Here is a 21049-nt window from a genome sequence, read left to right on the forward strand (position 1 = left end):
GGCGTCACAACCGACCTTTGGACTCCCTCGCGTCATTTCATGCACGCCAGCGAGCCCTTGGCATCAATCATCTAGGGCAGAAAGGCCGGATCGGCGGCAGAGTTGAAGGGCGAGCGGAGACGGCCCGACAGACCGCACCGCGACCAGCGACTTTCAGCCATTCCCCTGAGCGTGCAACCGAAAAGCTGCTGTTTAGGTCCTGGCAATGCAACACCCCAGGCCCGAGGGGGATGTTCCCGCAATGTTCCCGCGGGAACATAGGGGCCCGTTTGGGCGGGCTGATCCGGGCTGATTCGGGGAGATTCGGGAGCTTTCGCGCTGGCCATCGCATCGCCGCAGGTCAGATGGGGTGCGGCCTCCGGTTCGAGTCCGGCTCTGGGCACCAGCATGCATATATGCCGTGACCTGCGGTGATGGGCCGACTACCGGTCGGCCGGCCCGCCCGGCGTCCCGGGCGGCGTGACGCACCGTCACTTACGCGGCCGTTCCCTCGCTTTGCGTAGCCCCGGAGCGCACCCGCGCGAGGCGGCTCCGCACCCTGCGAATGAACACTTCGTTCACAACAAAGGGTTGACGTCGTCCCGTTCACCGCCGCATGCTGCTGCCATGACCGACACCGACCCGTTCGCTCCCCCGCACCCCGAGACCGCGCGCACCGAGCGCGTCTGGACCTCGCTGTTCCGGATCGCCGAGCGGCACGCCACCACCGACGAACAGCGCCGCCGCCAGACCAACCCGGCGATGCTCGCCCCGCACGAGGCGGTCCGGCTGGTCGCCTTCCTGCTCAGCGGCGCCGCCCTCGCCGAGGACGGCGAACCGGAGGTGGACCGCGCCGACGTGACGGCCGCCCTCACCCTGCTCCCCCTGGTCCGGGCCGAACTCGACGAGCTGGAGGCCGGGTTGCTCACCATGGCCCGCGGCCGCGGGATGACCTGGCAGGAGATCGCGTTCGGCCTCGGCCTCGGCACCCCGCAGGCCGCCCGTCAGCGCCACGAACGCCTGAGCGACCGCACCGCGCCCGCCGACCAGGCCTGACGGCGGCCCGGAGAAGCCCGAAGGCCCCCATCCGGCAGGGGTGGGGGCCTTGGTCAACCGATTGCTGTACTCCGCCCGGCAGCAGGGCCGGCTGAGCACCACGGAGGACGTGGTCCGGCGGCGTTGCCGGGCGGAGGGCCTCCGACTCGTAACCCGAACTGGCGGGTCTGGTCGCCTACTTGCTAGAGGCGAGTTCCTTCTTCGGCTCGGCCGCGGCGGCCGGCTTCGGCGGAGCGGTCGCCTCCTGGAAGGCGTCGAACGGCTTCTCCATCTCGGAGAGGCCGACGGTCTCGCGCTTGAGGAACATCGCCAGCGTCCAGTCGGTGAAGACCCGGATCTTGCGGTTCATGGTGGGGACCATCGCACCGTGGTAGGCGCGGTGGAAGTACCAGGCGAGGCGGCCCTTGAGCTTGACCTTGCCGAACAGGATCGCCACACCCTTGTGCAGGCCGAGGCCGGCCACCGCACCGAGGTTCTTGTGCTTGTACTCGGCCTGCGGGAAGCCGCGCATGCCGGCCACCACGTTGTCGCCGAGGACGGCGGCCTGACGGACCGCGTGCTGCGCGTTCGGCGGGCACCAGGCGCCCTCACCGGCGGCCAGGTCGGGGACCTGGGCGTTGTCGCCGGCCGCCCACACGTAGTCGAAGCCCTGGACCTGCAGGGTCGGCTTGGTGTCGACGTGGCCGCGCGGGCCGAGCGGCAGACCGAAGCGGTTGACGACCGGGTTCGGCTTCACGCCGGCGGTCCACACGATGGTGGAGGCGTCGAACTCCATGCCGTTCTTCAGCACCACGTGCTGGTCGACGCAGGAGTCCATCGAGGTCTCGATGTAGACCTCGATGTTGCGCTCCTCCAGGCGGCCCTTGGTCCACAGACCCAGGTCGGGGCCCATCTCGGGGAGGATGCGGTTGGCCGCCTCCACCACGACGAAGCGCATGTCGTCACGGCTGACGGTCTTGTAGATCTTGGCGGCGTCGCGCGCCATGTCCTCGATCTCGGCGACCGTCTCGATGCCGGCGAAGCCGCCGCCGATGACGACGAAGGTCAGCGCCTTGCGGCGGACGTCCTCGTCGGTGGTCGACTCGGCCTTGTCCAGCTGCGCCATGACGTGGTTGCGGAGGCTGATCGCCTCTTCCACCGTCTTCATGCCGATGCCGTGCTCCGCCAGGCCCGGGATCGGGAAGGTGCGGGAGACCGAGCCGGTCGCCACGACCAGGTACTCGAAGGGCAGTTCGTAGGACTCGCCGGCCGCGGGCTGGATGGTGGCGACCTTGCGGGCGTGGTCCACCTCGGTCACGTGACCGGTGAGCACCTCCGCCTTCTTCAGGGCGCTGCGCAGGGGCGCGACGAGGTTGCGGGGGGCGACGTTGCCGCCGGCCGCCTCCGGGAGGAAGGGCAGGTACGTCATGTACGACCGCGGGTCGACGACCGTGACGGTCGCTTCGCCGTAGCGCATCTTCTTGAGGATGCGCATCGCGGCATACAGGCCGACGTAACCACCGCCGACAATGAGGATGCGAGGACGCTCCGTGGTGCTCATATCCGAAAGTATCCACCCCCGCCTGATGGGCCGTTCGTGAGGCCCATCACAAGCTTCTGGACACCGGCTGCTACACTGCGCGCCCGCACTTTCGGCCCGTCGGCTCCCGCCGGCCCCCGCCGACCGCCCGCCGCGACCAGCGCGGCACCCAGTGCCTCGCTGAGCAGCAACGATCCTTGCGCCGTACGGGTTCCCGGGTGCACTTTCGATTTCTTCGGCGTGAACGACGGGTGGCCTGCGATCCCATGAACCACCCGCCCCGGACGCCTTCGGTCCCACATATCGGACGAACCGATCACCGCGCTGGGCCGAAAGGCCCGATCGCCATGTGAAGAAATTCACGAAGCTTGTTGCCGCGACACGCCGGGAGGCCCGCTCGGGGCCTCCCGGCGCGGCCGGGTCAGGCGATCGACCAGGCGATGCCGTCGAGGATGTCGTGCTCGGAGACCAGCAGTTCGGCGGCGCCGGTGCGCTCCATGATCTCCAGCAGGACCAGGGCGCCGGCCGCGATCACGTCGACCCGGCCGGGGTGCATCACGGGGACGGCGGCCCGCTCGGCGTGCGAGGAGTGCAGCAGCCACTCGGCGGTCTCCCGCACCTGCTGCACGGTCAGCACCGCGTGGTGGATCCGCTCGGAGTCGTAGCCGGGCAGCTCCAGGGCGATCCCGGCGACCGTGGTGACGGTGCCGGCCAGGCCGACCAGGGTGGCGTCCCCGGTCAGCGGGACGCTCTCGGCGACGGCGTCCAGCGCGGCCCGGATGTCGGCCCGGGCGGCGGCGATCTGCTCCTCGGTGGGGTGCCCGCCCGCGAAGTGGCGCTCCGTCATCCGCACGCAGCCGATGTCCATCGAGTGCGCGGCCCGGACGTCCTGCTCGCCGAGCACGAACTCGGTGGAGCCGCCGCCCAGGTCGAACACCAGGTACGGCGGGCGGTGCGGGCCACCGAGCAGCTCGCGGGTGGCGCCGGTGAAGGAGAGCCGGGCCTCCTCCTCGCCGCTGACCACGCTCGGGGTGATGCCGAGGATCTCCTTGACGCCCGCGGTGAACTCGGCGGCGTTCTCGGCGTCCCGGGAGGCCGAGGTGGCGACCATCCGGATCCGCTCCGGGCCGACCCCGTGCGCGGCGATGACCTCCGCGTACTCGCGGCAGGCCGCGAAGGTGCGGTCCAGCGCCTCGGGGTGCAGCCGGCCGGTCCGGTCGACGCCCTGGCCGAGCCGGACGATCAGCATCCGCCGGTCCAGGTCGACGATCTCCCCGGTCTCCGGGTCCAGGTCGGCGATCAGCAGGCGGATCGAGTTGGTGCCGCAGTCGATCGCGGCGACCCGGGTGCTGCTCACGACTCGTCACCCTCCACGGTGTCCTCGGCGTCCTCGGCGGCCTTGCGGGCGGCGGCCCGCTCGGCGGTCAGCGCCTCCTTGGCGGCGATCACCGCGGCGTGGTCCTCGGCCTTGGCACGGTTGCGGACGACCCGCTCACCGGCGGCCTCGACCTCGGCGGGGCTGACGCACGGGCCCTTGGCCCACCAGTCCTCCAGCATGCCGATCGCCTCGTCGCCGAGCGGGTTGACGCCCTCGCCGGCCGCCAGCGAGTGGCCGACCAGCACGTGCAGGCACTTGACCCGGTCGGGCATGCCGCCGGCGCTGGGGAAGCCCTCCAGCACCTCGATGGCGTCCCGGCGGGCGATGTAGTCCTCGTGCGCGGCCCGGTAGGCGGCGGCGAGTTCCGGGTCCTCGGCGAGCCGGGCGCTCTGCTCCTTCATCACGCCGTCCGCCTCCAGGGTGCCGATCAGCGAGGCGGCCTTGGGACAGGTCAGGTAGTAGAGCGTCGGGAACGGCGTGCCGTCGGGCAGCCGGGGCGCGGTCTCCACCACGTCCGGGTTGCCGCACGGGCAGCGGTGGGCGACGGCGCGCAGCCCGCGCGGCACCCGGCCGAGCTGGGCGGCGATGGCCGCGACGTCGTGGTCGGAGACAGGAGGGTTCTGGTTGCTCATCAGCAGTCTGTTCGTCGGATGGGGGCGGGTGGGGTGACGTGGCGTCAGGGCCGTCAGGGGACGGCGGGCGGTGCGGCGAGTGCGGTGTCGGCGGCGTCCACCGAGTCCCAGAAGGAGGAGTACCAGGGGCGGGCGGCCTTCGGGTGTCCGGTGGCGTCCGAGGCGGACTGCTTGTCGCCCGGCGCGGGCGGCGGGGCGACCGAGACGAACGGGATCTCGCCCGGCAGCGCGTAGTGCAGCCGTTCCCGGGCCTGTGCCTTGACGTACTCCGGGTCCTGCCAGCGGGCCCTGGCCCGGCGCAGCTCGTCGACCTGCTGGTGGGCGTGCTCGGCCTTGGCCCGCTGATCGGCGATCTCGCCCCGCTGGGCGATGTACTGCCGGGCGGGGTAGACGAGTATCGCCACCAGTGAGCACAGCACGAGCACCAGCACGGTGGCCCGGCTGGTGAAGCGCGGGCGCGCCGCCAGTCCGGGGATCCTCCACTTGGCCATCTGGTCGCCCCTCCTGCGCATGCCGGTGCCCCGGCCCACCCTACGCGGTGGAGGCCGGGGCACCGGTCACATCGAGCTCAGTGGCGGATCAGCCCTTGAAGCGCGGGAACGCGCCGCGGCCCGCGTACTCCGCGGCGTCGTCGAGGATCTCCTCGATGCGCAGCAGCTGGTTGTACTTGGCGACGCGCTCGGAGCGGGCCGGGGCGCCGGTCTTGATCTGGCCGCAGTTGGTGGCGACGGCGAGGTCCGCGATGGTGACGTCCTCGGTCTCGCCGGAGCGGTGCGACATCATGCAGCGGTAGCCGTTGCGCTGGGCCAGCTCGACGGCGTCCAGGGTCTCGGTGAGCGAGCCGATCTGGTTGACCTTCACCAGCAGCGCGTTGGCGGTGCCGGTCTCGATGCCCCGGCGCAGGCGCTCCGGGTTGGTGACGAACAGGTCGTCGCCGACCAGCTGGACCTTGTCGCCCAGCTTGTCGGTGATGGCCTTCCAGCCGTCCCAGTCGGACTCGTCCAGCGGGTCCTCGATGGAGACCAGCGGGTAGGCGGCGACCAGCTCGGCGTAGTACTCGACCAGCTCGGCGGCCGACAGGGCCTTGCCCTCGAACTGGTAGGCGCCGTCCTTGTAGAACTCGGAGGCGGCGACGTCCAGGGCGAGCGCGACGTCCTTGCCCGGGGTGTAGCCGGCCTTCTTGATGGCCTCGGTGATCAGGTCGAGGGCCTCGCGGTTGGAGTCCAGGTTCGGGGCGAAGCCGCCCTCGTCGCCCAGGCCGGTGGAGAGCCCGCGCTCCTTCAGCACGCCCTTGAGGGTGTGGTAGACCTCGACGCCCCAGCGGACGGCCTCGGAGAAGGACTCCGCGCCGATCGGGGCGATCATGAACTCCTGGATGTCGACGTTGGAGTCCGCGTGCGAGCCGCCGTTGAGGATGTTCATCATCGGGACCGGCAGCACGTGGGCGTTCGGGCCGCCCAGGTAGCGGAACAGCGGCAGGTCGCTGGCCTCGGACGCGGCGTGCGCGACGGCGAGCGAGACGCCGAGGATGGCGTTGGCGCCGAGCGAGGACTTGTCCGGGGTGGCGTCCAGGTCGAGCATGGCCTGGTCGATCAGGCGCTGCTCGGTGGCGTCGTAGCCGACCAGCTCCGGGCCGATCTGCTCGATGACAGCGAGGACGGCCTTCTCGACGCCCTTGCCGAAGTAGCGGTTCTTGTCGCCGTCGCGGAGCTCCAGCGCCTCGAAGGCGCCGGTGGAGGCGCCCGACGGGACAGCCGCGCGACCGGTGCTGCCGTCGTCGAGACCGACCTCGACCTCGACCGTGGGGTTGCCGCGGGAGTCGAGGATCTCACGGGCTACGACGACATCAATGGACGGCACGAGGCATCTCCTAGCGGAAGCGGATGTGTGGTCGTTACGCCCAGAGCCTAGCCGCAGACATGCCTGCGGCCACGCCCGGCCGGGCCCCGTCTCACCGTGTGGCCCGGCTACTCACTGGTAGTTCACCTGTTTGCCCGCCACCCGGCCGCTCCGGGCGGCGCGAACTGCTCGGCGCGCGCCCGGAACGGACGGAGCGTCAGCCCGGCCGGCCGACGCTCCGCGGCGTCACATCGAGAGGACCTGCCCGGGGACGATCAGGTCGGGGTTGCCGCCGATCACGTCGCGGTTCGCCTGGAACAGCTGCTCCCAGCCGCCGGACAGGTTCCGCGCGGCGGCGATCCCGGACAGCGTGTCACCGCTCTGCACGGTGTACTTCCCGGCGGCCTGCGAGGTGGTGGCCGGCTTCGGGGACTTGTAGCCCTGCTGCGGCTGCTGCGCCTTCGGGGTCTGCTGCTGGGACTTCGGTGCCTTGGTCGTCTTGGCCGACTGCTGCTGCGGCGTGGCCGGGCGCTGCTGCGAGCGGGAGGCGGTGTCCTGGGAGCCGCTGCCGCCGCCCTTGGTCAGGCCGGCCTTGCCCGAGCAGACCGGCCAGGCGCCGGGGCCCTGGGAGGCGAGCACCCGCTCGGCCACCGCGATCTGCTGGGAGCGGGAGGCCTGGTCGGCGCGGGACGCGTACTCGCTGCCGCCGTAGGCGCGCCAGGTGGAGGAGGAGAACTGCAGGCCGCCGTAGTACCCGTTGCCGGTGTTGATGGCCCAGTTGCCGCCGCTCTCGCACTGGGCGACGCGGTCCCAGGTGTCGGCGGGCGCGGCGGCCGCTCCGGTGGCGGACAGCAGGGGCAGGGCCAGACCCACGGACGCCACGCCTGCGGCGGCGACGACCTTCTCGGCCTTGGTACTACGGCGGTGACGACCGGAACCGGTGAACAGCATGGGACTTCCTCTCCGCACGCCTGCGAGGTGAGCTGTCGGGTTCGGACCGGGAGGCTGGCCCGGCCGCCGGGGAGCGGGGACGCGACTGCGTCCGCTCCGGGGCGGCTTCACCCCAAGCCGTCGGAACTGCTACGGCGATCACACCTGGGTCCCCCGCTCCTGTCCGAATTCCTGGTCGGTGTCCCGAGGGCGCGGTGGACAGGACTCGGCGTGCCGCGTTCGGGGCCCACGGCTGCGGGCAGATCGGAGAGTAAGCAGAGCTGATGAGCAATCACAAGCTCATATCACCGGTATCACGCCGAAATTACGGACCTTCACATCTCGTGCACAAACCGTCCATGTATGTCCGTATTCGCCCGTCCGGGGGCGCACCGCGCGCCCCTGGCACGGCAGTTGGCGATCCCGCGCGGGAGCAGGTCGGCCGCGGTCGAAACCGGGGTCAGCGGGGCGTGAAGGAGACCGGGAGCTCCCGCAGCCCGCGCATGATCAGCCCGCCCCGCCAACGGAGTTCGGCCGGATCGGCGGCGAGCTGGAGGTCCGGCAGCCGTGTCAGCAGTGTGCCTATCGCGCGCTGCCCTTCGAGCCGGGCGAGCGGCGCGCCGATGCAGTAGTGGATCCCGTGCCCGAAACCGAGGTGCGGATTGTCCGCCCGGGCCAGGTCCAGGGTGTTCTCGTCGGAGAACCGGGCCGGGTCGCGGTCCGCCGCGGCCAGCACCACCAGCACCGGATCGCCCACCGGGATGTCCACCCCGCCGATGGTCAGCGGCCGGGTGGCGAACCGCCAGGTCGCCAGCTCCACCGGGCCGTCGTAGCGCAGCAGTTCCTCGATGCCGGTCTCCAGCAGGCCCGACTCGCCGCGGGCCAGCGAATCCTGCAGCAGGGTGCGCTGGCCGGGGTTGCGAAGCAGGGCGAAAAGTCCGTTTCCGACCAGGTTGATAGTGGTTTCGAACCCCGCGAAGAGCAGGATGAAGGCCATCGCCGCGGCCTCGTTCTCGGTCAGGTGCTCGCCGTGGTCACCGGCCCGGATCAGGCCGGAGATCAGGTCGTCGCCGAGGTCGGCCCGCTTGCGGTGGATCAGGTCGGCCAGGTAGCCGCGGATCTGCTTGACCGCGCGGCCCACTCCCCCGCGCTTGCCGCCCGTGTGTCGGATCATCATGCCGGCCCAGTCGCGCAGGTCGTCCTGGTCCTCGGCGGGGACGCCCAGCAGGTCGCAGATCGCGTAGATCGGCAGCGGGAAGGCGAACTCGTGGATCAGGTCGGCCTCGCCGCGCTCCGCGAAGGAGTCGATCAGCCGGTCGGTGAGCTGCTGCACCCGCGGTTCGAACTCGGCGACCCGGCGCGGCGTGAACGCCTTCGACACCAGGCGGCGCAGCCGGGTGTGGTCCGGCGGGTCGATGTTCAGCAGGTGGGTCATCAGATCGGCCTGCCGCTCGCCCGGGATGCCCACCCGGCCGGTGCGGTGCGCCTGCTCGCTGTGGTGCGCCGGGTTCTTGGAGAGCCGGGAGTCGGCCAGCGCCTGCCGGGCGTCCGCGTACCGGGTGACCAGCCACGCCTCCACTCCGCTGGGCAGGGTGGTGCGGTGCACCGGGGAGTGCTCCCGCAGCCAGGCGTACGCCGGATACGGGTCGGCCGCGAACTCCCAGGTGAAGAGTTGCGGGTGGGCGGCGTGGGGCTGATCTGGCATGTCTTGACCGTATCTGGAACCGCCGTCGCGTGAGTCTGGTCACCTGGCGGGTAATCCCTGTTGCGGAGCGTCGGGGCGAGCCTACGATCCTCCGATGAAGCACAGTGGGCGGCGTGCGGACCGCCCCGGTTTCGCTCTGAAAGGGGAGCAGGCCATGCGAGTAGCCGGTGCAGTGGTCGTCATCGCGGTGCTCGACGGGGGCGAGGGGGGCGACCTGGCCCGCCGGTTCTCCGCCGCCGGAGCCGCCGGCCTGCTCATCGCCGATCTCCGCCCCGGCGTCGCGGAGGACCTGGCGGCCGAACTCGACCGTCCCGGCTGCCCCGTGGTCGGGGTCTCCGGTGACGTCCACCGCCCCGCCGACATCGCCGCGCTGGTCGACACCGCCGCCAAGCACCTCGGGCCGATCGACCTGTTCGCCGTCGCCGGCCCGGACGGCGAGCGGGTCGTCCAGCTCGTCGAGCTGCCGGGCCACCTCGACCCGCTGGCCGAGGTGCTGGCCCTGGTCGGCGAGGCGATCGGCGAGGTCGTCCCGGCGCAGCGCCGCCCGGTCACTGACGTCCCGCTGGCCGGCTGACCTCCGTCAGTCCGTCTCGGGCAGGCCCTCCGCGGTCCGCACCGCCCGGCGGTAGCGCCGGGCGGCGGCCCGCAGGGCCGCGTCCACGTCCACGCCGTGGTCGTAGCCGCGCTGGGCGATCGCCAGCAGCAGGTCGCCGGCCGACTCGGCGGTGAGTTCGGCGGGCAGCTCGTACGGCGCGTCCGGCACCCCGGTGAACCGCGCACGGCGCACCCGGGAGACCAGCTTCGCCGCGTAGGCCAGCGCGGGCAGGCCGGCCGGCACGCCGTCCAGCACCGATTCGCGCTGCTTCTCGGCGGCCTTCAGCTGCTCCCAGTTGGCCTCCGTCTCGGCGGAGTCCTCGACGCTGACGTCGCCGAACACGTGCGGGTGGCGGTACATCAGCTTCTCGACGATGTCGCCCGCCACGTCGTCGATCGAGAACGGGTCCTCGGCGTCCTCCTCGGCGATCCGGGAGTGGAAGAACACCTGGAGCAGCACGTCCCCAAGTTCCTCGCGGAGGGTCGGCCGGTCGTCCTCCTCGATCGCCTCGACCAGTTCGAACGCCTCCTCGACCAGGTACTTCACCAGGCTCCGGTGGGTCTGCTCGGCGTCCCAGGGGCAGCCGCCGGGCGAGCGCAGGCGGTCCATCACCGAGACCAGGTCCAGCAGCCGGGCGCCCGGCAGGTCGTACGAACCCGGCAGCACCTCGATCTCCGGGTGCTCGCCGGCCTCCTCCACCGCGATCCTGGCCAGCGCGTCGGTCAGCCCCGGGTCGCCGTCCGGGCTCTCCAGCCACACCGCGGGGGCCTCGGCGAGCAGCTGCCGGGCCAGCGCCGGGGCGGTGCCCCGTTCGACCAGCCGGGGCTCGACGCCGGCGGCGCGCAGCGCGGGCAGCTGCGGGTGGTCGGCGACGCCGACCAGCACCACGGGCGCCGAGCGGAGGGCCTCCCAGGCCGGCCAGCCGAGCAGGCCGGGTGCGACGCGGTGGGTGGTGGTGAGCAGGATCAGCTTCGGAGTGTCCACGGCACCGAACCTACAACGACGCCGGACGGGGCGGCCGAGCGGTTTTCCCGCGCGGGGCCGGTCACCCGGCGGGCTGCAGCATGATCTGGCGGGTGACGGCCAGCAGGTCGGCGGGCGTCAGCTCGGCCAGCAGCGCGGTGGCGTGCTCGATCAGCGCGGCGGCCGCATCGGTGAGCGCGGCGTCGTCCAGCGGGCGGCCCGGCAGGGCGAGGCTGTCGGCCAGCAGGCTCTGCGCGACGGTGTACAGGTTGGCGCTGGCCGCCTCCCGGATGGTCAGCGACAGGTGCGTGGACGGCGCGCCGTCCTCGGCGCGGGCCCGGTGCGCGAATCCGCGCGGCACGTACAGCACCTCGCCCGGCTGCAGGACGGTCTCCAGCAGCACCTCGCCCGGGTCGCCGTCCTCCCGGTCGGGCACCCAGTTGCCGTCGGCCGGCCCGCCGTGCACCCACCAGCGCTTGGCCCCGGAGATCTGCACCACCAGCACGTCCGCGTCGTCGCGGTGCACCGGGCGGCCCTGGGTGCCGGGCGGGGTGTGGAACCAGAACGCCTCGACCTGTCGGCCGATCTCCGCGGCCAGGCCGCGGGCCAGCTCGCGCACCCCGTCGTGCCACTGGTCGACGTAGCGCAGCAGCAGCGTCGCCTGCTCGTCCCGGATCAGCGCCCGCACGGCCGCGCCGTCGGCGTACCCCCCGACCACCTCGCCGAGCACCACTCGCGGCGGGCAGAACCGCTCGACGGGCAGGTGGGCGTCGCGCTGCACCAGGCCCAGGTACGGCACCTTCAGCAGGCCGTGGTCGAGCAGTCGGTCGAGTTCGGCGGCGGGCAGCACGTCCACCGGCGGGCGCGAAGGGCGCAGCACGGCCGGGGTGGTGCGCCACAGCTCGGTGCGGAACTGCTCCTCGTCCGCGACGAAGCGGCTCAGCCAGGTCTCGGTCATGGTCGGGTCTCCTCTGAGGCTCAGGCAGCGGGGTCGGGTGGCGGGTCGAGGCAGGGTGGGTTCAGGCAGGCGGGTTCAGGCGGTGGGTCGGCTGCTGTACGCGGCGCGGCGGGCGGCGGACACCAGCTCGGCGGGGTCGGCGGTGGCGATCCGGGTGCGCAGGTGGTCGAGCAGCTGCGCACCGGCCTCCAGCAGGTCGTCCTCGTCGCGGGGGCGGGCCGGCAGTTCGAGCCCCTCGGCGAGCAGGGTGCGCAGTTGGGTGCGCAGGTGGACGGCGCAGGCCTCGCGCAGGGCGATCGTCAGGTGCAGCGAGGGGCCGTCCTCGGTGGCGCGGGCGGTGTGGGCGTAGCCGTTGGGCACGTACAGCACCTCGCCCGGGTGGACGACGGTGTCCAGCAGGCACGGGCCCGGGTTGTCCTCGCGGACCGGCTGCCAGCTCGGCTCGGTCGGCCCGCCGTACACCTGCCAGTGCTTGTGGCCGCTGAGCTGGATGACCAGGATGTCGCCCTCGTCGCGGTGCACCGGGCCGTGCCGGCCGGGCTGCGAGTAGAACATGAACGCCTCGGTGAGCCGGCCCAGGCTCTCGGACAGGCCGGCGGTGAGCGCGCGCACTGCCGGGTGCCAGTGGTTGAGGTAGCGCAGCTGCAGCGTGGCGTTGCGGTCCCGGATCAGCGCCCGCACCCGCTCCGGGTCGAGACACCCCTCCAGCGTCCGGCCGGCGATCACCCGCGGCGGGCAGTACTCCTCCTGCGGCACGGTGCCCTCGACGGTGAACAGCCCCGCGTACGGGTCGCGCAGCGTCCCCTCGTCGATCAGGTCGAACAGGCTCTCCACGGTGAGCACTTCGGTGGGCGGATCGGCGGGGCGGAGCACCACCGGGCCCTGGCGCCAGTGCTTGCGCAGGAAGGTCTCGGGGTCGTCGACGCAGCGTTCCAGCCAGTCCATGGCGGTGTTCCTCTCCGGTGTCCGGGTGGGGCAGGGAAGTCGGGGTCGGGGCGGACGCGGGGCGCCGGCGGCGGCAGGGCCGCCGGCACCCCGGGCGTGGTGCGTCGATCAGATGACGTCGGGGTAGCAGGCGCCGCAGCCGTCCGTGGTGGCGTGACCGGCACTCACCGACGGCGCGGTCGCGGCCTGAGCGACGGCCGGCGCGAACACCGCACCACCCACGGCGGCGGCCACCGCCACCGACAACGCCGCCTGACGGGCCAGCGCAGCGAACTTCGAAGCCGACTCAGTGGACTGAACACCCATGACAGAACTCCTTGTTGAGAGGGGGAACCGAGGAATGACGAGCTGGCTCAGATGACGTCGGGGTAGCAGGCGCCGCAACCGTCCGTGGTGGCGTGACCGGCACTCACCGACGGCGCGGTCGCGGCCTGGGCCACGGCCGGCGCGAACACCGCACCACCCACGGCGGCGGCCACCGCCACCGACAACGCCGCATGACGGGCCAGCGCAGCGAACTTCGAAGCCGACTCAGTGGACTGAACACCCATGACAGAACTCCTTGGAGAGAGGGGGGATGAATCGGGAGGAAATGGGCGACCGGAGGCATGTTTGGGCCCGGCCGCAGGTGGTGCGGGGTCAGGCGGTCGGGATCCGCAGGGCCAGGGGTTCGGCGCCGGGGCGGCACTGGAGGTCGCAGCTGCAGCCCGGGGGCAGCAGCAGCCAGTGGCCGGGGAGGAGCCGGACGCCCTGTCGGGTTCCGGTGTCGTCGGGTCGGACCCGACTGCCGCCGTGGTGCTGGAAGAGCAGCAGGCTGCTGTCCTCCGCTGCGGTGAGCCGCCGGACGGGCCGGCTCGGGGCGGGTTCGACGGGGCGGCCGAGGTGGTGACGCAGGGTCTCGGCCCAGTGGGCCGCGCCCGACACGTCGTCGGTCCACAGGAGTGCCGGGCCGGTGCCGAGGCGGCGGTTCAGGAAGGCGACGACCTCGCGTTCCGGGTCGGCCGTACGGTTCTCGTCCTGTCCCCACTGCATGTCGTCACCTCCGTCTCCGCTGTCCCGGCGGGGCCCGGTGTGCCCCGCTGAGATCAATACTGCGGGGCGGCCGGATTGACGCACAGTCACGGATTGCCGGTCCCCGGCGGGCGGTAACGGGACCACGTGACACGCGGTCGGCGAGCGGCGGGCGACGTCAGTCGTCGAGCAGGCCGGCCTTCGCGGCGGCCACGCCCGCCTGGAAGCGGCTCTCGGCGCCCAACTCGTCCATGATGTCGGCGATGTGGCGGCGCGCGGTGCGCAGCGACATGCCGAGACGGCGGGCGATGGCCTCGTCCTTGAGGCCGGCGGCGAGCATCCGCACGATGGTGCGGTCGAGTTCCTGGGAGACCTGTTCGAGGCCGTCCTCGGCGGCGGCGGCGAACGGGCGGGCGAGCGACCAGGCCTGCTCGAAGATGTCGCAGAGGTAGGCGAGCATCGCCTCCTGTCGGACCACCAGCGCGCCCCAGGTGCCGTCGCTGAGCGGCAGGAAAGCGAGTTCGCGGTCGAAGACGATGAGCTGGCCGAACAGCTCGTGCGCCGTGCGGTACTCGGCGCCGAGGGCGGTCGCGGCTTCCACGTAGGCCTGGCTGGGGCCGTTGAAGCGCGCGGTGTGGTGGTACAGGGTGCGCATCCGGACGCCGCGGCCGAGCAGGGCGCGGTCGCGGCGCAGCGCCTCCTCCATCGCGTCGGGCACCCGGGAGCCGCCGCCGGGCTGGCTGGTGATGACTTCGCTGCGGCATTCGGCGGAGGCCCGGTCGAGTGCGGCGCGGACATTCAGCAGGTCGGCGATCACCTCGATCTCGCCGGCGCCGCCGGAGTCCCGGACGGCCTGGTGGAAGGGCAGGAAGCCGGCCACCCGGGCCTGGCGTTCGGCGAGTTCGGCGCGGCTGCGCTGGATCGCGGCCTCGACGGGGGCGGCGAGGGCGGTGATCGCGGTCTGCGGGGGCATGGCCCGCCAGCGTCCGGGGTCGGACGGGTCGGGCTGGAGCAGCTGCCAGGCGGTCAGCCGGTCCAGGGCGTCGCCGGCGGTGGCCGGGTCGAGCCCCTGGCGGGTGAAGTGCCCGGCCAGTGCGGCGGGGTCGAGGCGGCCGTGCTCCAGCACCCAGGCGTAGGCCGCGGCGTCGGCCGGATCGGGTACGAACTCGGTTCCGGCGCACGGCGTTTGGGCCAACAGGTCCATTTTCGTCCCCCGGTCATCTTGCTGCCAGAGCAGTTGGTGAGGTGGCTGCACGATGGTTCGGGCACCCCGCGCTCGCCATGCTAGTTCCAGGCGCCGGCCCCCGGACCGGGAACCGGGCACCAAGATCCGTTCTTCACCGTCCCCAGGAGGACCTGCCATGAAGCGCTTCGCCCGCACCGCCGCGTTCGCCGGTCTGCTGCTCGCCCTGGCCGGCGCGGCCCCGGCGGTGGTCGCGGCGACGCAGTCCGCGCCGTCGGCGATGGTGCGGGCCGACGGCGCGACTCCGTCCGGTGACACCTCCTGGGGCGGCAGCTGCGAGCTGCCGCTGTGCCAGCCGGGGCTGTACTAGGCCCTGTTCGGCCGATCTTGCCGGGCGGACAGGGCCTGGGCGGGACCGGACCGTCCGGTCAGAGCGGGCGGACGTTCATCGGCAGCCAGTTGTCGGTGGTGTCGGTGAGCCCGATCCGGGCGGCGTCCCACGTGCCGTAGCGCGGGTTGACCTGGATGTGCAGGGCGGTGCCCGCGTCCACCAGGGCCTTGCGGATCGTGGCGTCGCCGGCGGGGCCGGTCGGGTCCTGGCCGCCGGCCAGCTTGGCGAGGCCGAGCTGCTGGCGGTAGAAGTCGTCGATCCCGCCGGCCGGCACGCCCTGCTTGACCCGCAGCAGCTCGGCCAGCTTGGCGTCACCGCCCACGGTGCGGCTGTCCGCGGCCCTGGCGGCGCCGATCTCGCTCGCGTCGACCGTCAGCCGACGTTCCGTCAGGGCCCGGCCGATGACCTTGTCGAGGATCAGGTCGTTGACCGCGTGCCGGACCAGCCCGGGCTGCTCGTTCGCCGCCGGGGCGCCGGCCTGCGCACCGCCGACCTCGCGGACCGCCGACAGCCTCGCCTGCACCTGCGCGATGGTGATCCGCTCGTCGCCGACCACGGCGGCGGAGCCCTGGTGCGCCGGCGCCCCGCCGCAGGCGGAGAGCGCGGCGGCGGCGATCGCCACGCCGAGGGCGGCGCGCAGTCGTCGGACGGTGCTGGTGCGGGTCACTGGGGCCTCCTGGTCGATGGAGCGCGTTCCGGTGGTGCGTCGCGTTCGTGGCTGGGACGAACAATAGGGAGCCCCGCCCCCGGGTGCCAGACCCCGCGCGCACGGTGGCCCGTCCGGGATCGACCGCGCCGGCGGCCCGACCCCGCTTCCGATCGACCGTCAGGTCGCGTACGGGTTGGTGGTGGTGCGGTGGGCGCCGAGCTGTTCCAGGTGGGTGCGCAGCCGGCGGACGTCGGGGTGGTGGGGGCCGTGGCGGCGTTCGGTCTCCAGCAGGAGTTCCAGCAGGGTCTGCCAGCCGGTCTCGGCGTGGCCGGTGGCGGCGAGCTGGAGGCCGATGCGTTCGCGCAGCTCGGGGGCGTGCGGGGAGCCGGGCGGGAGGGCCGCGAGGACGGCCCGGTACTCGGCGAGGGCGTCGTGGGCGAGGCCGAGCTGTTCCAGGCAGCGGGCGGCGTGCCGGCGGTGGTCGAGGGCGGCCGGGTCGTGCGGGCCGCGTTCGGCGGCCGCGGCGGCGGCCAGCAGGCGCAGTTCGGGCAGCGCCTCGCCCCAGTGGCGCTCGGCGAGCAGGGTGCGGGCCCGGATGGCGCGCACGGTGTGCACCAGCGGCGCGGCCTCGCCCTGTTCGGCGACGGCCCGGGGCAGCAGCCGGGCGGACAGGTCGAGCACCTCGGTGTGCCGGCCGGCCGCGACCAGGTCGGAGAGCCGGGCGCAGGCCCCCGCCAGCGTCTCCTGCCCGGGCCGCGCGGCCGGCGGCGGGACCACCGGCGGGGCCGCGGGCACGGGCGGCGGCGGTGGCAGGACGGCCCCGCCGACGGGCCCGGGGTGGTGGGGGTAGCGGTACGGGTCCGCCGGGTCGGGGACGACCGGCAGCAGGGTGCGCGGCCGGCCCGCCGGAACGGGCAGCAGCGGCAGCAGCAGGGCGTGCACCTCGGCCGCGTCCGCGGGCCGCCGGTCGGGCTGCTTGGCGAGCAGCCGCAGCACCAACTCCTCCAGCACGGGCGGGACTTCCGCGCGCAACGCACGCAGCGGCTGCGGCGGGTCGTCGACCTGGCGGCGCAGCACGCCGAGCGCGGTGGGCGCGGGGAACGGGGGGCCGCCGGCCAGCATCTCGTGCAGCATGCAGCCGAGCGCGTACAGGTCGCTGCGGCGGTCGGTGTCGGTGGCCATGGCCTGTTCGGGGGCCATGTAGGCGGGGCTGCCGATCGGGCTGCCGGTGAGGGTGAGGCGGGTGGCGGCGGGGTCGATGGCGGCGGCGATGCCGAGGTCGAGCAGCACCACCCGCCCGTCCGGACGGACCATCACATTGCTCGGCTTGAGGTCCCGGTGGACCACCCGCGCCCCGTGCACGGCGGCCAGCGCGGCGCACAGCTGCCCGGCCACGGCGACGGCCCGCTCGACGGTGAACGGGCCCTCCTCGGCGATCAGGTCGGCCAGGCTCAGCCCGGGCACCCGCTGCATCACCAGGTAGAGCTCGTCCCCGTCGGCGCCCGCGTCGTACACGGTGACCAGCCCGGGGTGGTCGAGGGACGCGCCGATCCGGCACTCGCGCAGGAATCGCTGCCGCAGCAGATCGCCCTGGCTGTCGCCGCGACCGGCCGGGTACGGCACCGCGTCGGTGCGCAGCAGCTTGACCGCGACCGACCGGCCCAACTGCTGGTCCCGGGCGGCCCAGACCTGCCCCATCCCGCCGTGCCCGATCTTCTCGTCGAGCAGGTACCGCCCGCCGACGGTGCGACTCACGACTGCCCGTCCCCGGCCTGACGGCGCAACAACTCACCGAGCTCGCGCAGCTCCGCGGCCCCGGTCGCACCGGTCGCACCGGCCGCACCGGCCGGCGGCACGGCGGGCGGCACCGGCCGGGTGACGGCCTGCGGGTGGTCGGCGTACGGGTGGTCGGCGTACGGGCCGGCGGCCGGGTACGTCGGGGCCGACGCCGGGTACGGCTGGTAGGCCGGGTACGGCGCCGGGGCGTCGGCCACCGGCCAGAACCGGCGCTGGTTCATCACCAGGTAGTGCACCGGCGTACCGAGGAACAGCGGGAGCAGCAGCAGCACACCCACCAGGTTGTTGATCTTCTCGCCCGACGGGGTCAGCCCGGCGGCCACGTACAGCCCCAACTGCATCAGCCCGATGACGACCGCACCGACGAGGTCGGCCCGGCGCCGCCGCCCGACCGCCAGCACCAGCGAGGGCACCATGCCGAGCATCCCGAGGGTCAGCACCGGCACCGCGGCGCACAGCAGCGTCACCCAGATCCGGGGCGGGCCGGAGACGGCACGGGCGGGCATGGACACTCCTCGGCGACAGCGGGAAAGTGCGAAAGTGCTGCGCACACGCTACCTCCACCGAGTTGCCGTGCCACGACTGACGGCCGGTCAAGGACGGGGCTTCGCCGCTCCTGCGGCGAGGACGTCGGTGAGTGCCCGGGTCAGGGTGCGGGCCTCGGCGGTGGCGCGGGTCAGGGCCGCCTCGTACTCGGCGATTCGGCGGAACGCCGCGCCCAGCGCCCGCTGTTGCTCGACGGGGACGCGCGGCACCTCGACCCGTCGGATGTCCAGCCGGCTGGTGGTGGAGGCGTAGCTGCTGGCCCGGCGGCCGGCGCCGGTGGCGCGCAGCTGTCCGGCCAGGAAGTCCGGGTCGAGCAGGGCCGGGTCGGGCCGCAGCAGGTGCAGCCGGGCCCCGAGCGCGGCGTCCGCGTACGGGCTGCCGGGGTGCACCGCCTGGGCGCCGTCACCACCCAATGCCGGTACCAGTACGTCACCGTGACAAACCGTCACCACACCTTCCGCGTCCGTGGCGGCGCTCGGCGGGGCGGCGGACTGCAGGTCCTGGTCGGTGAGCAGCGGGGTGCGGCCGCCGGGGCGGGCGGGGGCGCCCTGGCCGGAGGAGTGCACCTCCAGGGCGCCGGAGCGGGCCAGTTCGCCGATGCTGACCTGCGGGGGCGCGGCCGCGCCGGTGGCGGCGAGGGCGGGCAGCGCGGCGTCCAGGTCGGCGAGCCGGGCGAGTTCGGCGGCCAGGCGGGTGCGCAGGGCGGTCAGCGCGTCGGGGGCGGCCTCGGCGGGCAGCGCGGGCAGGTGGCGGGCCGGGGTGAGGTCGGTCTCGTCGTCCAGCAGGTCGAGCGCGGGGACCGCCCGGGAGCGGCCGGGCCGGTCGGCCGGCAGCGGGCCGCCGGTACGGGCGGCCCGGTCGAACGCCTGCCACGCCGTCAGGACGTCGCTCCGGAGCGCGGCGCGGTCGATCCGCTCCCGGCCGCCGTCGGCGGCGGCGTCCAGCAGCAGCAGGTGCCGGAAGTCGTCGCCGGGCTCCGGTCCGCGCAGCACCCACACGTGCAGCGGCACCCCGTACGGCGGGGCGACGCCGGCGGGCAGGGCGATCACGGCGCGCAGCGCGCCCGAGCGGACCAGTTCGGCCCGCACCCGGCGGCCGGCCCGGCGGGACGCCACGGTGGGCGGCAGCAGCAGCACGGCCGTCCCGCCGGGGCGGGTGTGCGCCAGGCAGTGCAGCACCCACGCCAGTTCGGACTCGCCGCGCGGCGGCACCACCCCGCCGGGCCAGCGGCTGTCGTACTGCAACTGGTCGTGGCCCCAGTCGCGTTCGTTGTACGGCGGCCGGCACAGCACCGCGTCGGCGGCCACCCCGGGGAAGGCGTCGGCGCGCAGCGCGTCGCCCGGGCGGACGTCCACCGGCAGCGGGCCGGGGCGGTCGGCGGGGGCGGCCAGCGCGAGGCGCAGCAGTGCGACGCCGGCCAGGCCGGGGTCGGCGTCCTGCCCGAGGCGCGCGGCGGGCGCGGCGGCCAGCAGCACCCCGCCGGCGCCGCACGCCGGGTCCAGCACCGTCCGGTCCTCGCCCGGCGCGCCGGCCAGCGCGGCCAGCAGGGCGGCGGTCTCGGCCGGAATCGGCTGCTGCAGACGGGGGTTGGCCTCGGTGTACCTGGTCAGCAGCTGCTCGTACGCGGCAGCCGGGCCGCTCTCCGCGGCCAGTCGGGCGAGCAGCCGGGCCAGGTCCAGCTGGGTGGCGCCGGCGATCAGCGGCAGGGCGAGAGTCGCGGCCGCGTCCGGACCGAGCAGCGCCCCGGCGGCGCGGCGCAGCGCCTTGGGCAGCGCGGTGGCCAGCCGGGTGTCCGACTGCTCGGCGAGCTCCGCCCACGCGGACGGCTCACGGTGCAGCAGGAGCAGCAGCGAACCCGCCTCCACCAGCGGGGCGACGGCCGATCCGGACGGGTCGCGGAGCGTCTCCAGCTGCTGCCAGACCCGTTCCAGCAGCGGCAGTTCGGCGAGTTTCCCCTGCGCCCGCAGCCACTGCTCGACCTGGTCGAGCCGGAACGTCGGACTGGTCTCGGTGCCGCCCGCGGGCCGCGGGAAGTCGACGTGACGGCGGCGCCAGTTGGACACTGCGGCCCTGCCGACACCGGCGAGCCGGGCGATCTCGGCGGCCGTGACCTCGGGACTCTCCGACATGCGCGGGCTCCTCAGCAGCGTGGTGTGGCCACACAGCATAGCCAGACCGAGATCCGGGAGCGTTCACACGTGAACAGAGAGGTTTCGTGAATCGCCATTGACACTGTTCACAGTCGAGGCTTTACTGGAGTCATCGCCGGAACCCCGGCCCACCGCAGAAAACCTGGGGGAGAGACCCGCCATGCTTGAGTCGTCCGTCCGCATCAGCACCCGCCGCACCGCCGCCGTCCTCCTCGGCGCCTGCCTGCTCGCCGCCGCGACCGCCTGCGGCCCCGACAACTCCGTCTCCACCACCCCCAAGAGCGCCGCCTCCGCCGCGAACACCGCGTCCGGCGACCAGGGCAAGGCCGCCGCCTCGACCGCCAAGGTCGGCGACACCATCGGCCTCAAGGGCACCGAGAAGAGCAACACCGCGGACGTCACGCTGGTGAAGGTCGCCGACAACGCCGAGGGCGCGGACGAGTACACGAAGGCCGCCGACGGCAAGCGCTTCGTCTCGGTCCAGTTCCGGATCAAGGCCACCGGCAGCGCGGCCTACGCCGACGCCCCGGCCAACAGCGCGAAGGTCATCGACGACAAGGGCCAGGGCTACGGCTCGACCGTCGCCGAGACCAAGGCCGGCCCCGAGTTCCCCGTCCCGGCGAACATCGCCCCCGGCGAGACCGCCCTCGGCTTCATCACCTTCGAGGTCCCGGCGGACGCCAAGCTCGACAAGATCCAGTTCGCGCTGGACAGCGGCTTCGCGCAGCAGACCGGCCAGTGGAAGCTGTGACAGGTAGGGGTGCGCAAAGAAGGGGCGCGGGGAACTGCGCGAGCGACCACGCGCCCGCCCGCAAGGTCGCGA

Annotated in this window: 21 protein-coding genes, 1 pseudogene and 1 riboswitch; of the genes and pseudogenes, 4 read left to right on the plus strand and 18 right to left on the minus strand. The window is 73.6% G+C overall.

Annotated features, from left to right (window positions below; translation table 11 throughout):
* The first annotated feature begins 606 nt into the window (after positions 1-606).
* On the plus strand, positions 607-1035 hold the full coding sequence (locus tag IEZ12_RS15955) for a DNA-binding protein (RefSeq protein WP_189272641.1): 429 nt from the start codon (positions 607-609) through the stop codon (positions 1033-1035).
* 175 nt (positions 1036-1210) lie between these two features.
* Here IEZ12_RS15955 and IEZ12_RS15960 read toward each other — a convergent pair whose 3' ends face one another.
* From IEZ12_RS15960 to IEZ12_RS15990, 7 genes and pseudogenes are all read right to left on the minus strand, one after another.
* Positions 1211-2575 (minus strand): NAD(P)/FAD-dependent oxidoreductase, encoded by a 1365-nt coding sequence (locus tag IEZ12_RS15960; RefSeq protein WP_043915785.1) that lies wholly within the window; start codon positions 2573-2575, stop codon positions 1211-1213.
* 400 nt (positions 2576-2975) lie between these two features.
* Positions 2976-3911, minus strand: coding sequence for a Ppx/GppA phosphatase family protein (locus IEZ12_RS15965; protein WP_189272642.1), 936 nt, complete (start codon positions 3909-3911; stop codon positions 2976-2978).
* Between the two features lie 134 nt (positions 3912-4045).
* A pseudogene (locus IEZ12_RS15970) lies at positions 4046-4564 on the minus strand (DUF501 domain-containing protein); the annotation flags it as partial.
* 53 nt (positions 4565-4617) lie between these two features.
* Entirely contained in the window at positions 4618-5055 is a 438-nt protein-coding gene (locus IEZ12_RS15975; protein ID WP_229847583.1) for an FtsB family cell division protein, read from the minus strand.
* 88 nt (positions 5056-5143) lie between these two features.
* A complete protein-coding gene (gene eno, locus IEZ12_RS15980; protein WP_189272645.1) occupies positions 5144-6424 on the minus strand; it encodes a phosphopyruvate hydratase in 1281 nt (426 codons plus the stop codon).
* Positions 6425-6649: 225 nt separating this feature from the next.
* On the minus strand, positions 6650-7354 hold the full coding sequence (locus IEZ12_RS15985) for a LysM peptidoglycan-binding domain-containing protein (protein ID WP_189272646.1): 705 nt from the start codon (positions 7352-7354) through the stop codon (positions 6650-6652).
* Between the two features lie 3 nt (positions 7355-7357).
* Positions 7358-7541, minus strand: a riboswitch (cyclic di-AMP (ydaO/yuaA leader).
* Between the two features lie 252 nt (positions 7542-7793).
* On the minus strand, positions 7794-9038 hold the full coding sequence (locus IEZ12_RS15990; protein ID WP_189272647.1) for a cytochrome P450 family protein: 1245 nt from the start codon (positions 9036-9038) through the stop codon (positions 7794-7796).
* A gap of 154 nt (positions 9039-9192) precedes the next feature.
* Between IEZ12_RS15990 and IEZ12_RS15995 the strand changes: the two genes are divergently transcribed.
* Positions 9193-9612: an SDR family NAD(P)-dependent oxidoreductase gene (locus tag IEZ12_RS15995; RefSeq protein WP_189272648.1), complete on the plus strand. Its 420-nt coding sequence runs from the start codon at positions 9193-9195 to the stop codon at positions 9610-9612.
* A gap of 6 nt (positions 9613-9618) precedes the next feature.
* Here IEZ12_RS15995 and IEZ12_RS16000 read toward each other — a convergent pair whose 3' ends face one another.
* The 7 genes from IEZ12_RS16000 to IEZ12_RS16030 all read right to left on the minus strand — a co-directional run bounded on the left by IEZ12_RS16000 (position 9619) and on the right by IEZ12_RS16030 (position 14714).
* Positions 9619-10617, minus strand: coding sequence for a nucleoside triphosphate pyrophosphohydrolase (locus IEZ12_RS16000; protein ID WP_043915778.1), 999 nt, complete (start codon positions 10615-10617; stop codon positions 9619-9621).
* Positions 10618-10678: 61 nt separating this feature from the next.
* Complete coding sequence (locus tag IEZ12_RS16005; protein ID WP_189272649.1) at positions 10679-11554, minus strand: JmjC domain-containing protein; 876 nt, start codon at positions 11552-11554, stop codon at positions 10679-10681.
* 75 nt (positions 11555-11629) lie between these two features.
* The gene (locus IEZ12_RS16010) at positions 11630-12499 is read right to left on the minus strand and encodes a JmjC domain-containing protein (RefSeq protein WP_100588752.1); all 870 of its coding nucleotides are present in this window, start codon (positions 12497-12499) and stop codon (positions 11630-11632) included.
* Between the two features lie 108 nt (positions 12500-12607).
* The gene (locus tag IEZ12_RS16015; protein ID WP_043915775.1) at positions 12608-12805 is read right to left on the minus strand and encodes a hypothetical protein; all 198 of its coding nucleotides are present in this window, start codon (positions 12803-12805) and stop codon (positions 12608-12610) included.
* Positions 12806-12852: 47 nt separating this feature from the next.
* Positions 12853-13050, minus strand: coding sequence for a hypothetical protein (locus IEZ12_RS16020; protein WP_189272650.1), 198 nt, complete (start codon positions 13048-13050; stop codon positions 12853-12855).
* Positions 13051-13138: 88 nt separating this feature from the next.
* A complete protein-coding gene (locus tag IEZ12_RS16025) occupies positions 13139-13531 on the minus strand; it encodes a hypothetical protein (protein ID WP_043915774.1) in 393 nt (130 codons plus the stop codon).
* A gap of 157 nt (positions 13532-13688) precedes the next feature.
* Complete coding sequence (locus IEZ12_RS16030; protein ID WP_189272651.1) at positions 13689-14714, minus strand: helix-turn-helix transcriptional regulator; 1026 nt, start codon at positions 14712-14714, stop codon at positions 13689-13691.
* Positions 14715-14871: 157 nt separating this feature from the next.
* Here IEZ12_RS16030 and IEZ12_RS16035 point away from each other — a divergent pair, with 157 nt between their 5' ends.
* Positions 14872-15063, plus strand: a complete 192-nt coding sequence (locus IEZ12_RS16035) for a hypothetical protein (protein ID WP_043915772.1) — start codon at positions 14872-14874, stop codon at positions 15061-15063.
* Positions 15064-15121: 58 nt separating this feature from the next.
* On the opposite strand, the gene IEZ12_RS16040 is transcribed toward IEZ12_RS16035, so the two are convergent.
* The 4 genes from IEZ12_RS16040 to IEZ12_RS16055 form a co-directional block, all read right to left on the minus strand.
* Positions 15122-15751 (minus strand): hypothetical protein, encoded by a 630-nt coding sequence (locus IEZ12_RS16040; protein WP_189272652.1) that lies wholly within the window; start codon positions 15749-15751, stop codon positions 15122-15124.
* A 159-nt stretch (positions 15752-15910) separates the two neighbouring features.
* Positions 15911-17488: a serine/threonine-protein kinase gene (locus IEZ12_RS16045; protein WP_268250255.1), complete on the minus strand. Its 1578-nt coding sequence runs from the start codon at positions 17486-17488 to the stop codon at positions 15911-15913.
* Positions 17485-18036 carry a hypothetical protein gene (locus tag IEZ12_RS16050; RefSeq protein ID WP_189272653.1) on the minus strand — a complete coding sequence of 184 codons (552 nt, stop codon included), beginning with the start codon at positions 18034-18036 and terminating at the stop codon, positions 17485-17487. The genes IEZ12_RS16045 and IEZ12_RS16050 overlap by 4 nt, the downstream gene beginning before the upstream one ends.
* Before the next feature lie 87 nt (positions 18037-18123).
* A complete protein-coding gene (locus IEZ12_RS16055) occupies positions 18124-20205 on the minus strand; it encodes an N-6 DNA methylase (protein ID WP_189272654.1) in 2082 nt (693 codons plus the stop codon).
* Between the two features lie 181 nt (positions 20206-20386).
* Between IEZ12_RS16055 and IEZ12_RS16060 the strand changes: the two genes are divergently transcribed.
* Positions 20387-20977, plus strand: coding sequence for a DUF4352 domain-containing protein (locus IEZ12_RS16060; protein ID WP_100588745.1), 591 nt, complete (start codon positions 20387-20389; stop codon positions 20975-20977).
* Positions 20978-21049 lie beyond the last annotated feature (72 nt).

This window comes from Kitasatospora griseola (assembly GCF_014648555.1).
Taxonomy (GTDB): Bacteria; Actinomycetota; Actinomycetes; order Streptomycetales; family Streptomycetaceae; genus Kitasatospora; species Kitasatospora griseola.

Coding starts and splice junctions, on each gene's coding strand:
- IEZ12_RS15985 (WP_189272646.1), bottom strand. CDS start 7,354: ATGCTGTTCACCGGTTCCGGTCGTCACCGCCGTAGTACCAAGGCCGAG.
- IEZ12_RS16030 (WP_189272651.1), bottom strand. CDS start 14,714: ATGGACCTGTTGGCCCAAACGCCGTGCGCCGGAACCGAGTTCGTACCC.
- IEZ12_RS16050 (WP_189272653.1), bottom strand. CDS start 18,036: ATGCCCGCCCGTGCCGTCTCCGGCCCGCCCCGGATCTGGGTGACGCTG.
- IEZ12_RS15960 (WP_043915785.1), bottom strand. CDS start 2,575: ATGAGCACCACGGAGCGTCCTCGCATCCTCATTGTCGGCGGTGGTTAC.
- IEZ12_RS15975 (WP_229847583.1), bottom strand. CDS start 5,055: ATGGCCAAGTGGAGGATCCCCGGACTGGCGGCGCGCCCGCGCTTCACC.
- IEZ12_RS16010 (WP_100588752.1), bottom strand. CDS start 12,499: ATGGACTGGCTGGAACGCTGCGTCGACGACCCCGAGACCTTCCTGCGC.
- IEZ12_RS16025 (WP_043915774.1), bottom strand. CDS start 13,531: ATGCAGTGGGGACAGGACGAGAACCGTACGGCCGACCCGGAACGCGAG.
- IEZ12_RS15995 (WP_189272648.1), top strand. CDS start 9,193: ATGCGAGTAGCCGGTGCAGTGGTCGTCATCGCGGTGCTCGACGGGGGC.
- IEZ12_RS16035 (WP_043915772.1), top strand. CDS start 14,872: ATGAAGCGCTTCGCCCGCACCGCCGCGTTCGCCGGTCTGCTGCTCGCC.
- IEZ12_RS15955 (WP_189272641.1), top strand. CDS start 607: ATGACCGACACCGACCCGTTCGCTCCCCCGCACCCCGAGACCGCGCGC.
- IEZ12_RS16060 (WP_100588745.1), top strand. CDS start 20,387: ATGCTTGAGTCGTCCGTCCGCATCAGCACCCGCCGCACCGCCGCCGTC.
- IEZ12_RS16015 (WP_043915775.1), bottom strand. CDS start 12,805: ATGGGTGTTCAGTCCACTGAGTCGGCTTCGAAGTTCGCTGCGCTGGCC.
- IEZ12_RS16055 (WP_189272654.1), bottom strand. CDS start 20,205: ATGTCGGAGAGTCCCGAGGTCACGGCCGCCGAGATCGCCCGGCTCGCC.
- IEZ12_RS16005 (WP_189272649.1), bottom strand. CDS start 11,554: ATGACCGAGACCTGGCTGAGCCGCTTCGTCGCGGACGAGGAGCAGTTC.
- IEZ12_RS16020 (WP_189272650.1), bottom strand. CDS start 13,050: ATGGGTGTTCAGTCCACTGAGTCGGCTTCGAAGTTCGCTGCGCTGGCC.
- IEZ12_RS15990 (WP_189272647.1), bottom strand. CDS start 9,038: ATGCCAGATCAGCCCCACGCCGCCCACCCGCAACTCTTCACCTGGGAG.